Origin of the sequence: Streptomyces sp. RKAG290 (assembly GCF_023701695.1) — a bacterium.
In the GTDB taxonomy this organism is placed as follows: domain Bacteria; phylum Actinomycetota; class Actinomycetes; order Streptomycetales; family Streptomycetaceae; genus Streptomyces.
Genome location: NZ_JAJOZC010000001.1, coordinates 6602753 through 6615748 on the forward strand (window position 1 = coordinate 6602753; position 12996 = coordinate 6615748).

The 12996-nt window shown below is 71.2% G+C and carries 9 protein-coding genes and 3 pseudogenes; 9 read left to right on the top strand and 3 right to left on the bottom strand.

Translation table 11 applies throughout. The features are described from left to right. The first annotated feature begins 13 nt into the window (after positions 1-13). Entirely contained in the window at positions 14-1372 is a 1359-nt protein-coding gene (locus tag LNW71_RS29210; RefSeq protein ID WP_250970929.1) for a helix-turn-helix domain-containing protein, read from the top strand. Positions 1373-1467: 95 nt separating this feature from the next. After that, entirely contained in the window at positions 1468-2394 is a 927-nt protein-coding gene (locus tag LNW71_RS29215; RefSeq protein ID WP_250970930.1) for an ornithine carbamoyltransferase, read from the top strand. Positions 2395-2705: 311 nt separating this feature from the next. Here LNW71_RS29215 and LNW71_RS29220 read toward each other — a convergent pair whose 3' ends face one another. Together LNW71_RS29220 and LNW71_RS29225 are read right to left on the bottom strand one after the other, a co-directional pair. Continuing rightward, a complete protein-coding gene (locus tag LNW71_RS29220; protein WP_250970931.1) occupies positions 2706-2918 on the bottom strand; it encodes an MbtH family NRPS accessory protein in 213 nt (70 codons plus the stop codon). Between the two features lie 141 nt (positions 2919-3059). Next, positions 3060-3341: a hypothetical protein gene (locus LNW71_RS29225; RefSeq protein ID WP_250970932.1), complete on the bottom strand. Its 282-nt coding sequence runs from the start codon at positions 3339-3341 to the stop codon at positions 3060-3062. Between the two features lie 261 nt (positions 3342-3602). Between LNW71_RS29225 and LNW71_RS29230 the strand changes: the two genes are divergently transcribed. The 6 genes and pseudogenes from LNW71_RS29230 to LNW71_RS29255 form a co-directional block, all read left to right on the top strand. Beyond that, on the top strand, positions 3603-4055 hold the full coding sequence (locus LNW71_RS29230) for a cobalamin-dependent protein (protein ID WP_250970933.1): 453 nt from the start codon (positions 3603-3605) through the stop codon (positions 4053-4055). Continuing rightward, a complete protein-coding gene (locus tag LNW71_RS29235) occupies positions 4052-5455 on the top strand; it encodes a methylaspartate mutase (protein WP_250970934.1) in 1404 nt (467 codons plus the stop codon). The genes LNW71_RS29230 and LNW71_RS29235 overlap by 4 nt, the downstream gene beginning before the upstream one ends. Then, positions 5452-6468, top strand: a complete 1017-nt coding sequence (locus LNW71_RS29240) for an asparagine synthetase A (RefSeq protein WP_250970935.1) — start codon at positions 5452-5454, stop codon at positions 6466-6468. The genes LNW71_RS29235 and LNW71_RS29240 overlap by 4 nt, the downstream gene beginning before the upstream one ends. Continuing rightward, a complete protein-coding gene (locus LNW71_RS29245; protein ID WP_250970936.1) occupies positions 6465-7733 on the top strand; it encodes a glutamate synthase-related protein in 1269 nt (422 codons plus the stop codon). The genes LNW71_RS29240 and LNW71_RS29245 overlap by 4 nt, the downstream gene beginning before the upstream one ends. Positions 7734-7846: 113 nt before the next feature. Beyond that, positions 7847-11427: pseudogene (locus tag LNW71_RS29250) on the top strand (amino acid adenylation domain-containing protein); the annotation flags it as partial. 122 nt (positions 11428-11549) lie between these two features. Continuing rightward, a pseudogene (locus LNW71_RS29255) lies at positions 11550-12100 on the top strand (AMP-binding protein); the annotation flags it as partial. Between the two features lie 3 nt (positions 12101-12103). Here the strand turns inward: LNW71_RS29255 and LNW71_RS29260 are convergent. After that, positions 12104-12373, bottom strand: coding sequence for a hypothetical protein (locus tag LNW71_RS29260; protein ID WP_250970938.1), 270 nt, complete (start codon positions 12371-12373; stop codon positions 12104-12106). 9 nt (positions 12374-12382) lie between these two features. Between LNW71_RS29260 and LNW71_RS37050 the strand changes: the two are divergent. Then, positions 12383-12769 (top strand): annotated as a pseudogene (locus LNW71_RS37050) (phosphopantetheine-binding protein); the annotation flags it as partial. Positions 12770-12996 lie beyond the last annotated feature (227 nt).

A 12996-nucleotide genomic window follows, 5' to 3' on the forward strand; every position in this document is an offset into this window, starting at 1 on the left:
GACCGAGGAGACAATGATGAATTCCCAGCCCGCACCCGGGCTTGACGTTCTGCTGCAGAATGCGCGCAGGCGGTCGGGGCTCACCCAGGAACAGCTCGCGGGGCTTTCCACGGTGAGCGTACGGGCCATTCGCGACCTGGAGCTGGGACGGGTCCAGCACCCGCGCAGGGAAACTCTGAGGCTCCTCGCCAATGCCATGAGGCTGAGCGACTCGCGACGCATCGAGCTCGAACTCGCCGTCGATGCAAAGGCCGTGGGGCGTGTTTTCCAGGACATCTACGGAGCGGACCTGGCCACACCGCCCCCTGCGCTGCGTCCGCTGGTGGGGCGGCGGCCGGAACTGGAGGCGCTGACAGCCCGGTTGCGTACGGATCACGAGAGACTGCTGACCCTGGTGGGCCTGCCGGGAGTGGGGAAGTCGCGGCTCGCCCAGGAGGCGGCATCCCTGATCCACGCCAAGGACCGGGTCCCGGTGTTGTGGGTCTCCCTGGACGAGACGGCCGAGACCGCGGGAGCGGCTCCCGGCAGCCCGCAGTCGACCGTCGCCGGCTGGGTGCGTTCACTCGTGCGGGACGGCGGGGAATTCGATGAACTGGCCACGCTCATAGGGTCGAAGCCGACCCTGATCGTGCTGGACGGTCACGATGCGTCACCATCCGTCACCCCTCGGCTGCTCAGTCTGCTGCGTACCTGCGAGCACCTGAAAATTCTCACCACGGCCGACCGGCCGGTCCAGCTGCCGGGCGGGCGGCTGCTGCCGCTGGCCCCGCTCGCGGTACCGTCGGCCGCCGACCTTGCCGTCGACACGGTGGGCGGCCCGCTCGTCGCGGACCGGCACGCCGTCGAGCTGACGCTCTCCCATGTCAGCTACACACGGCCCGACTTCCTTCCCACGGATGCCGTCGTCACCACCGTCGGCCACATCTGCCGGGCCCTGGACGGCATGCCGCAGGCGCTGGAGGCGGCGGCTTCGTGGCTGCTGCTGTACTCCCCCCAGCAGCTCCTGGACATCGCCCGTACCGCACCGCTGGTCCTGCTCGACGGGGTCACGCCCACCGACCCCGCCGCCGGCCCCACCCTGAGCGAGCGGCTCACCGCGGCCGTGACCGATCTCGGCCCGCAGGCCGCCGCCCTGCTGCGCACGCTGGCGACGCTGGAGGACCCGTGGACGATGGACGGCGCCGCGCGTGCCTGCGGCACCTCCATGGCCGCGACCGCACGTGACGTGCATGCGCTGCTGGTCCGTGGCCTGATCCGCCGGCTTCCCACCACGGCGGGCGACCCGGTGGGCTTCACGGTGCTCAATCTGGTCCGCGCGGTGCTCGCCGCCGACCAGGAGACGGCACCTGCCGCTCTCGTCGCCGCGCACTGACACACCAGGTCTGCCCGTTCCCCGCTCCGCCGCCCGTCTCCGGTCCCTGGTCCCCGTTCTCGCCCGTCATCGTCCTCGTGAAAGGCACCTCACCCATGCGCAACCTGATCTCGCTGGCCGACCTCACGCCCGCCGAGCTTGACCACCTGGTCCGGCGCGCCGTCTCGTTCGGCCGCGACGGCATCGCGCCGAAGCCGCTGGCCGGACGCCAGGTCGGTCTCTACTTCCGCAAGTCCTCGACCCGGACCCGTACCTCCTTCTGGAGCGGGGCGACCCGCCTCGGCGCCGATGTGATCACCTTCGGTCCGAACGAGCTGCAGCTCAGCACCGGCGAGACGGTGGAGGACACGGCCCGGGTGCTCGGGCAGTACCTCGACGCGCTCGTCGTCCGCACCAACGGCGACGTGGAGGAGATCCGCCGGCTCGGCAGCAGCGAGGACCTGGCCGTCGTCAACGCCCTGAGCCTGGACGAGCACCCGACCCAGGCGATCGCCGATCTGGCCACGCTCACCGAGCAGTTCGGCTCACTGGACGGCCTGCACCTCCTCGCCGTCGGCGAGGGCAACAGCTCGGGCGCGGCCCTCGCACTCGCCGCCGCCCTCACCCCCGGCCTGCGCCTCACGCTGCTGTGCCCGCGGGGGTACGAGGTCCCCAAGGACACCCTGGACCTGGCGGCCGAACTCAGCGGCGGTAAGGCCCTGGTGAGCCAGATCGTGACACCCGACGAGGTCGAGGGCCCGGTGGACGCGGTGTACACCAGCCGGTGGCAGACCATGGGAGTGACGAAGGAGAACCCGGACTGGCTCCGCGACTTCGACGGCTTCCAGATCAACCGCGCGTTCCTGGACCGCTTCGGCGGCCCGCGCACCGTCTTCCTGCACGACCTGCCCGCGGTCCGGGGCGAGGAGGTCACCGACGAGGTGCTCGACGGCCCGTCGAGCCTGGCCTGGCGGCAGGCCCACCACAAGATGACCGCCGCCGCGGCGGTCCTGGAGTGGTGCGTACGCGGCGTCCAGGACTGACCGCACCTGCCCCGCCCCGCCCACCCGGCGGCGCGGGGCCGCCCGCTGCACAGACCGACGAAGCTCCCGTCAGACATGGACTCACGACCGAGGTCGCCCGTGTCTGCCGGGAGCTTCGTGCGTGGCCGCGCTACCGCGCCGGTGCGGAGCAGGGCCCGAGGGCCGCACGAAAAGGGCGGGTGCGGGGCACGGTCCGCGGGCCGCGCGTGAGGGCCGGTGCGGGGCACCGTCCGAGGGCCGCGAAAAGGGCGGGTGCGAGGCGCCGTACGCGCCTCGCACCCGCCCTGTCGGAACCTGGGAGAACCGGGGGTTCAGCCACCCATCGCCGCAACCACCGAACGCGGCCGCATGTCGGTCCAGTTCGCCTCGATGAATTCGCCGCATTCCTGCTTGCTGCCCTCGTCCTTCACCAGTTCCCAGCCCGCCGGCTGCTGGATCCGGACCGGCCACAGCGAATACTGGCCTTCTTCGTTGGCCAGCACCACATAGCGGCCCTGGGGGTCCTCGAACGGGTTGGTTGCCATGATTTCCACCTCGGTTGGACGAAGGTATGCGTTCGGTCGTCAGGTGTGCCTGAGTGTTTCGGCTGCATCAAATGCTAGGAGCCGCCGGCCGTCTCGCCGGGCAGAAGGCCAGGCAGATCGGCGGCACCACGGAGCGCGGAGTCAGGCGAGCACCCGGGCCGTCTGATGCGCGTACGTGAGGGCGAACCCGGTGGCCACGGTGGCCGCGCGCACCGCGCCGAGCGCCTCGCGCACCAGCTCCGAACGCTCCACCGGCGGCACCTCGAACCCGGTCTGACCAGCGCGGACGATGTTCACCGCGGCCTCCAGGACGGCGATCTGCGCCTCGCCCAGCGCCTCCCGCCGGTCGACGCTCTCCCGTACCTCCGCCAGCACGTCCGCGAGCACGTCCGCCGCACGGACGCTGTGGCCGGTCTCTGCCATGTCATGACTCCTCGGTCGTTCGCCGGCGCTGTGCACGGGGCCGGAGGCTGGATTCTGCGGGTGCAGTACGGCCAGTCTCACGCCCCGTCGGCCGCCCGGCACGGGACTGTCGGTCAACTGCTCCTTTCCTGCCGCCCAGTTGCCGCCGCTCACGCCGGAAACGCCTCCGGGGCGAATCTACGGTGGTGGCCGAAAGGAAGTTCCGGGCAAGCCTGGATCTCTTTCTCCCCTTGTCATCCAATGATGTGGACGAAGCGAACAATGAAGCCTGCGGAATGGGCGGCTCGTCATCGATCCGGGCCGCTGGATGTTGTTGTCACCGGACTTCAGTCCGATGCTCACACCTGGAATCTCATCTACATCCAACTGCTGCTCGAAGACCTCGGGCACAAGGTCGTCAATCTGGGTTCCTGTGTGCCCGAGGACGAGATCGTCGAGTCCTGCTGCAAGTACCAGCCCGACCTACTGGTCGTCAGCAGCGTCAACGGGCACGGCTTCAACGACGCCGAGCCGCTGATCGGGGCCATCCGCTCGCGCTGGGAGCTGACCGGCCTGCCGGCCGTCATCGGCGGCAAGCTCGGCGTGTCCGGCGCCGGGGAGGAGAAGGCCGACGCACTCATGAGGGCCGGGTTCGACGCGGTCTTCCAGGACGGCGCCGACATCTCCGCCTTCGAGTCCTACGTCGGCACGCTGCCCAGGGAGGTGGAACGATGACCGCACCGGTCCGCACGGCGGTGCCCGGGAACCGCACCGGTCCCCACCCCCGCCCGCTCTCCTTCGGTCGCTTCGTCGCCGAGGCGCAGGCACGCGGCACTCTCGTGGTGCAGCCCCGGATGGGGTTCTCCGACCCCGCGCTGATGCGGGCCGGCCTGCTGGCCACCAAGGGAGCAGCCGACGCGGTCGTCGGCACCATGACCATCGACAGCTACACCCGGGTCAGCGACGAGGTCTCCGCAGTCCGGGCGCTGAACAGCGGCGTCCCGCTCAACGGGTTCCCGATCACCTCCTACAGTCCGCACACCTCGGGCTGGGTCCTGGACGGCGTCCGGGACGCCGGCTTCCCGGTGCAGATCCGGCACGGATCGGCGCGCCCGCAGCGCATCGTCGCCGCGCTGGCCCGGCTCGGCCTCGACGCGACGGAGGGCGGCCCGGTCTCCTACTGCCTGCCCTACGGACGCACCCCGCTGCTGGACTCCGTACGCAACTGGCAGGAGAGCTGTGACTTCCTCGCCGCCCTGCGCGGCACCGGGGCGGAACCGCACCTGGAGACCTTCGGCGGCTGCATGCTCGGCCAGCTGTGCCCGCCCGGCCTGCTCGTCGCGATCAGCGCGCTGGAGGCGCTCTTCTTTCACCGGGCGGGGCTGCGCAGCATCTCGCTCAGCTACGCCCAGCAGACCAACGCGGCGCAGGACCGCGAGGCGGTGCACGCGCTGCGCCGCCTGGCCGGTGAATTCCTGCCGGACACCGACTGGCACATCGTCCTCTACACCTACATGGGCCTCTACCCTCAGACCCGGCGCGGTTCCCTGGAACTCCTGGAGCGCTCGGCCGAGTTGGCGGTGGACACCGGGGCGGCCCGGCTGATCGTGAAGACGGCGGCCGAGGCACACCGCATCCCGACCGTGGCGGAGAACGTCGAGGCCCTGCGGATCGCCGCTCGGGCCGCCGCCCGGCACCGGGACGCGACCGACGCCCGGCCCGGGGACGCGTCCCCGCACACCGACCAGGCGGACAACGCCGTCTACGCCGAGGCACGCGCCCTCGTGGACGCCGTACTCGATCTCGACGACGACCTGGGACAGGCCCTGCTGAAGGCCTTCGCCCGTGGATACCTCGACGTTCCCTACTGCCTGCACCCCGACAACGCGGGCCGCACCCGGAGCCACATCGACGGGTCCGGCCGCCTCAACTGGTCCGAGATCGGGGCGATGCCCCTCGGGCCCGTCCGCGACCGCGGCCGGCGGCTCACCGCCGCCGGGCTGTACGACGCCCTGTCGTTCGTGCAGCGCCGGCACGACCGCACCGTTCCCCCGTCCGCTTCCCGCCCCCCGCTTCCCTCGGCGGCCCGTCGCCCGGCAGCCCATCGGCAGCACACCCAGGAGGTAGCACCATGACCACCACGATCGCCGAGCCCTACGGCCGCGTCGCGCCCGCGTTCCCGGCCTCTCCCGACCAGCACCTGATGGCCGAGCCGACCCGTGCCACGCTGCGGGTGCAGAGCCGCATGCTCGCGGCGACCCGCGCCTTCCTGACCGCGCAGGGCTTCCAGGAGCTGCTGCCGCCGGTCATCGGGCCGGTGACCGACCCGGGCATCCGGGGCTCCAAGCAGGTGGACGTCGACTTCTACGGACACAAGTACAAGCTGATGACCAGCGCGATCCTCTACAAGCAGGCGTCGCTGCTGGCCTTCGACAAGATCTTCTACATCGCACCCAACGTGCGCCTGGAACCGCTCGAGACGGCTGTCACCCACCGCCACCTCGCCGAGTTCCACCAGATCGACGTGGAGATCCGCGACGCGGGCCGCGAGGACGCGATGGAGCTCGCCGAGCGGCTCGTGGCGCACGTCGTGAACGAGGTCGTCCGCGACATGCCGGGTGACCTGGAGCTCCTCGGCAGGGACCGGGACGCCTTCCGGGAAGTGGTCCACGGCGCGTTCGCCCGCACCACCCACGCGGAGGCGACTGCGGACCTGGTGGCGCTAGGCCACCCGCAGGACCCGGGCGCCGAGATCGACTGGGAGGGTGAGGAGATCCTCTCCGCGAAGACCAGCCGCCCCTTCTTCGTCGTCGACTACCCCAAGGGCTCGCGGGGCTTCTACGACCAGGAGGACACCGACCGTCCCGGCATCCTCCGCAACTTCGACCTGATCGCACCCGAGGGCTACGGCGAGCTCGCCAGCGGCAGCGAGCGCGAGCACGACTACGCGGCCCTGGTCACCCGGATGCGGGAGACCGGCGAGAACCCCGCGAAGTACGGCTGGTACCTCGACCTGGCCCGCCGCGGCATCCCCGCCAGCTCCGGGTTCGGCATCGGCCTGGAGCGCTTCACCCGGTACGTCACCGGCCGCACCGCCGCCTGGGAGGCCAGCGCCTACCCCAAGCTCCCGGGAGTGGTGTCGGCATGAGCGCCGTACTGAGCGCCGCGGGCTTCCCCGAGGAACAGGTGCGGCACCGGGCCAGGGCCGGAGCGGCGGGGGCCTTTCCCGCGCTGGAGTCCTACGGCAGCAGCCTGCTCGGCGCGCTCCCGGCCGGCCACGACCCGCACGACCTGCTGGAACGCGCCAGGATCGTCCCTCCCGTGTTCATGCCGGAGCGGCTGAAGAAGCTCATCGACCTGGCCCGTGAACCGCTCTACACCGACGTCGAACTGGACACGGTGATCGGTGGGTTCACCTCCCGGCTGCCGCTGTACGTGTCCGCGTTCGGCTCCACCCAGGTCGCCAGTCACGACCTGGGCGAGGCGGCCGGACGTCAGGCCGGACAGCTCGGCATCCCGATGGTCATCGGGGAGAACGTCGTGCCGGTCAACGGCTACCGCGCCGCCTCCGACTCCGGGTCCTCCCCGCTGCTCGGCCGGATCGCCGCCTACACGGCCGCCGCCGACGACGAGCACGGCGGCGTGGTCGTGCAGCAGTCCACCGAGGACGCGGACGCCGAGGTGTGGAACCAGGTCTACAGCGACCCCGTCTCCGAGCCGCTGCTGGCCACCGGCCGGCTCGCCTTCGAACTGAAGGTCGGCCAGGGCGCAAAGCCCGGGCTCGGCGGACTCACCGTCCTGGGCCGCGAGGCCGGCGGCAGGGTCGCCGAACAGTACGCCCTGGACGCGGTGTTCGGCGCGGACAGCGACTCGGTGCTGCGGATCAGCAGCCCCGGCACCTTCACCGAGGAGATCCTGCGCCAGCAGATCCGGCTGATGCGCAACAACTTCCCCCGCGTGAAGGTGTGGGTGAAGCTGCACCCCGGGCGCGACGTGGCCCTCGCCGCGGCCACCGCCTGGGCGGCCGGCGCGGACTCCGTCACGGTGGACGGCGCGGAGGGCGGCACCGCCTGGGCGCCGACCACCTTCCTCGGCCAGGTCGGGCTCCCGCTCGGCGAGTGCCTGACCCGCATCGGCCGCACCGACCACTGCCTGCTCGCCAGCGGGCGGATCTGGGAGGGCAGCAGGGCCGCCAAGGCGCTGGCCCTCGGCGCGCGCGCCGTCGGCCTCGGCCGGGCCGCGCTGCTCGCCGTGGACGAGGACGCCGAGAGCGGACTGGTCCGGCTGGTCGAGAGCATCGCCCTGGAACTGCGGCTGCTGATAAGCGCGGTGGGCAAGTACCACGCGAACGCCCTGGAAGCGGACGACGTCCTGCTGCCGGCCGACTCCGCGATGGTCTCCCGCACCGGCTGATTCCCCTGCGCACCGCACGACTTCGCACCACCCGCACGTCATCCACCGTGGCTCCGTCGGTCTCCCGGCACGCCGCGAGACCACGAGATCCGAGCTACCAAGAAGGTGTCGAGATGTCCCAGCCGCAAGCAGATCCAGCTCTCTCCCTCGGCGTCGGCGTCCCCGCGCACGTCGCCACGTACAACGACACGGCCGAGGACCTTCCCGTGGGTGCGCTGCACGTGCTCTTCGCCGCGCAGGCCGCCCGCACCCCGGAGGCCGTCGCCCTCGTCCGCGAGGACGGCCGTCTCACCTACCGGGAACTGGACGGCGCGGCCAACGCTCTCGCACACCGGCTCGTCTCCGAGGGCGTCACGCCGGGCGACGCCGTCGGCCTCCTCTTCGACCGCTCGTTCGCCTACGTCGTCACGGTGCTCGCCGTGCTGAAGAGCGGCGGGGTGTACGTCCCCTGGACCCCCGCCAGCCCGAGGACCGCCTGAGCTGGATCCTCGGCAACACCGGGGCCACCCACCTGCTGACGGACCGCCCGGCCGGGGAGACCGGTTTCGCGGGGGAGCTGCCCGTCCTGCGGCTGGACGACGCGAGCACCACGGCCGGGACGGCGCCCACCGCTCCGGACGTCACGGTCCACCCCGACCAGGCGCTCTACATGATGTTCACCTCCGGCTCCAGCGGCACCCCCAAGGGCGTCGTCAACACCCATCGCAACGTGGTCGAACTGGCCCTGGACCCGGGCTTCGGCGCCACGGCCCACGAGCGGGTGCTCGCCTACTCGCCACTGCCGTTCGACTCGTCGACGTACGAGCTGTGGGTGCCGCTGCTGCGTGGCGGACTGGCAGTCGTGCTGTCCGCTCCGAAGATCGACATCGGTGAACTGGCCGAGGCCATCGCCCGCCACGAGGTGACCGCCGCGTACTTCACGACCGCCCTCTTCGACGCGATGGCCCACGAGGCCATCGACGGCCTCGGGCGGCTGCGCGAGATCTGGACCGGCGGCGACGTGCTGTCCGCCACCGCACTCCAACGCGCCCTCGAACACTGCCCGGACACCACGTTCGTGCACGTCTACGGTCCCACCGAGGCGACCGTCTTCTGCAGCTACCAGACCTTCACCCCCGAGGTCCGCACCCTCGACCGGCTGCACCTCGGCGTTCCGATGGCGAACACCGCCATGTACGTCCTGGACGGCGACCTGCGCCACACCGCCCCGGGCGAGGCCGGCGAACTCTACGTCGCGGGCCCGCACCTCGCCCAGGGCTACGGCCGGCTCCCGGCCCTGACCGCCGAGCGCTTCACCGCCGACCCGTACGGCCCGGCCGGCAGCCGCATGTACCGCACCGGCGACCTCGCCGCCTGGAACGAGCACGGGGAGGTCCTCTTCCTCGGCCGCGCGGACCAGCAGGTCAAGCTGCGCGGCAACCGCATCGAGCTCGGCGAGATCGAGACCGTGCTGGTGCGCCACCCCTCCGTCGCCCAGGCCGCCGTCATCGTCCGCGAGGACCGGCCCGGCGACAAGCGCCTGGTGGCCTACGTCGTACCCGTCGAGGAGGGCGTCCTGGACGGAGCCGAACTCCTCCGCCACGCGGGTGACCAGCTCGTCGAGTACATGGTTCCCTCGGCCGTCGTGCCGATGGGAACCCTGCCACTGACCCCGAACGGCAAGCTCGACCGGCGCGCACTGCCCGCGCCCCGGGCCGGCGCGGCACCCAACGGCCGGGCCCCGCGCAACCCGGTCGAGGAGGTCCTCTGCGGCCTGTTCGCGCACTCCCTCGGCCTGCCGTCGATCGGCATCGACGACGACTTCTTCGCCGTCGGCGGACACTCGCTGCTGGCGACCCGACTGGTGAGCCGGGTGCGCACCGTCCTGGACGTCCAGCTGACACTGCGGCAGTTCTTCGACTACCCGACCGTGGCGCTGCTCGCCGAGTACGTCGCCACCGGCGGCGGCGAGTCCGCCCGCCCCGCCCTCACGGCCCAGGAGCGGCCGCAGCCGCTGCCGCTCTCGGCGGCCCAGCAGCGCCTCTGGTTCCTGGACCAGCTGGAGGGCCCGTCGGCGACGTACAACATCCCGCTCGCCGTCCGGGTCCGCGGTGACCTCGACGTCGCGGCCCTGGAGTCCGCGTTCACCGATGTCGCGGGACGCCACGAGAGCCTGCGGACCGTATTCGGACAGGACCAGGGGCAGACCTACCAGCGGATCCTGCCGGCCGACAGCGTCCGGGTGGAGCTGCCGCTCACCCCGGCGACCGAGGACACCGTTGCCGCGCTGCTCACCGCCGAGTCGGAGCGCATCTTCGATCTGGCGGCCGATCTGCCCTTCCGCGCCCGGCTGTTCAGCCTCGGTGAGCGCGAGTACGTGCTCCTGGTGGTCATGCACCACATCGTGGCCGACGGCTGGTCCTACCAGCCGCTCATGCGCGACCTCAGCACCGCGTACGCCACGCGCTCGCGCGGCGAGCGCCCCGCCTGGGAGCCGCTGCCCGCCCAGTATGCCGACTACGCCCTCTGGCACCGGGGCATCCTCGGTGACCCCGCGGACCAGGAGAGCGTCGCGGCCAGGCAACTGGACTACTGGAAGCAGGCGTTGGCCGAGCTGCCGGAGGAAGTCACCCTCCCCGCCGTCCGGCAGCGGCCGGCGGTCGCCTCCTACCGCGGCGCCACCCACACCGTGCACTGCCCCGAGGGCATCCACTCCTCGCTCGCGGAGCTGGCGCGCGAGTCGGGCGCCTCGGTGTTCATGGTGGCCCAGGCGGCGGTGTCGACCCTGCTGTCCCGTTCCGGGGCCGGACACGACATCCCGCTCGGCTCACCGATCGCCGGCCGCACGGATCAGGCACTCGACGACCTGGTCGGCTTCTTCGTCAACACGCTCGTGCTGCGCACCGACCTGTCGGGCGATCCGAGCTTCCGGGAGCTGCTGACCCGGGTCCGGGAGACCGACCTGGCTGCCTGGAGCCACCAGGACCTGCCGTTCGACCGGCTGGTCGAGGCCCTGAACCCGGACCGTTCGGCGTCCCGGCACCCCCTGTTCCAGGTGATGCTCACGCTGACGGACGCGGCCACGCCGACACTCGTCGCCGGGGACCTGGACACCGAGTCCGAGTTCACCTGGCTGCGCTTCGCGAAGTTCGACCTGACGTTCTCGTTCGCCGAGCACCGTACGGGTGAGGGTCGGCCGGGTGGGCTGGACATCACGATCGAGTATGCGACGGATCTGTATGACGCGCGTTCGGTGGAGTTGGCGGGTGAGCGTCTGGTGCGGTTGCTGGGTGCTGTGGCGTCGGCTCCGGATGTGCCGGTGGGTGAGCTGGAGTTGTTGTCGGCGGGTGAGCGTGGGGTGTTGTTGGGGGAGTGGGCCGGTGAGGTGACCGGTTCTCCTGATGCGGGTCTTGCGCAGTTGTTCGCGGCGCAGGTGGTGCGGACTCCGGATGCGGTCGCCGTGGTGGGTGAGGGGCGGGAGTTTTCCTACCGTGAGGTGGATGTGCTGGCCAATCGTGCGGCGCGTCGGTTGATCGGTGAGGGGGTGCGGCCGGGTAGTCGGGTGGCGTTGTTCCAGGAGCGCTCGGTGGGTGCGGTGGTGACGACGTTGGCGGTGGTGAAGGCGGGTGCGGTGTATGTGCCGTTGGATACCCGTTATCCGGCTGATCGGGTGGAGTTGATTGTTGGTGGGTCGGGTGTGTCGCATGTGGTGACGGACCGGGATCCGGGTGCGGTGGTGGTGCCGGCGGGTGTGCGGGTGCTGGGTCCGGTGTCGGGGGTGAGGGTGATTCCTCGGATCCGTTGGTTGTGGTGCATGCGGATCAGCCGGTGTATGCGATGTTCACGTCGGGTTCGACGGGTGTGCCGAAGGGTGTTGCGGTCACGCATCGCAATGTGGCGGATCTGGCTGCTCAGACCGTGTATGCGAACGGGAATCACGGGCGGGTGCTGTTCCACTCGGCGATGGCGTTCGATGCCTCGACGTACGAGATGTGGGTGCCGTGGCTGAACGGCGGCACACTCGTCGTCGCCCCCGCAGGACACCTCGACGCGGCAGCGTACGAAGCGCTGATCGCTGAGCACGGGATCACCGCGTTGTGGCTGACGGCGGGGTTGTTCCGGGTGATGGCGGAGGAGGTTCCGGAGGCGTTCGCCGGCGTGCGTGAGGTGTGGGCGGGGGTGATGTGGTTGCGCCGGAGGCGGTACGCCGGGTCATGGACCGTTGCCCGGACCTCACCGTCGTGAACGGTTACGGTCCGACGGAGACCACGACGTTCGCCACGACGCACCGCATCCACCGGCCGCTGGACTACGCCGGTGCCATCCCGATCGGCGAGGCCCTCGACAACCACCGGCTCTACGTCCTGGACGAGGCACTGCAGCTGGCTCCGTCAGGCACTCCCGGCGAGCTCTACATTGCGGGGGCCGGTCTGGCGCAGGGGTATCTGGACCGCCCGTCGCTGACCGCGGACCGTTTCGTCGCGGACCCGTACGGCCCCTCCGGCACCCGGATGTACCGGACCGGTGACCTGGTCCGCTGGAACCACGAGGGTTCCCTCGAATACCTCGGCCGCGCCGACCAGCAGGTCAAGCTCCGCGGCTTCCGCATCGAACTCGGCGAGATCGAGACCGTCCTCGCCGGCCGGCCGGGCGTGGCGCAAGCAACCGTCGTGGTCCGGGAGGACCGGCCGGGCGACAAACGCCTCGTCGCCTACCTCACCGCCGAGGAAGGCGCGCGGATCGAGCCGGAGGACACGCAGCGGCAGGTGTCAGGACTGCTGCCCGACTACATGGTCCCGTCCGCCTTCATGGTCCTGGACGAGATCCCGCTCACCGTCAACGGCAAGGTCGACCGACGCGCCCTGCCCGCACCCCAGCTCGGCAACGACGCCACCGGGCGTGCGCCCCGGGGGCCGGTCGAGGAGGTCCTGTGCGGTCTCTTCGCAGAGGTACTCGCACTGCCGTCCGTCACCATCGACGACCACTTCTTCCACCTCGGCGGACATTCCCTGCTCGCCACCCGGCTCATCAGCCGCATCCGGCAGACCTTCGGCGTCCAGATCACCGTCAGGGACCTCTTCCAGGGCCCGACAGCCGCTGCTCTGGCCGAATACGTCGAAGCGGGCGGCGAGACGGTGGCACGTCCCGCGCTGCGGCAGGCGGAGCGGCCCGAGCGGGTGCCGCTCTCCTCGGCCCAGCTGCGCCTCTGGTTCCTGCACCACCTGGAGGGCCGTCCGCGACGTACAACATTCCGCTGGCGCTGCGCCTCACGGGCGCCCTCGAC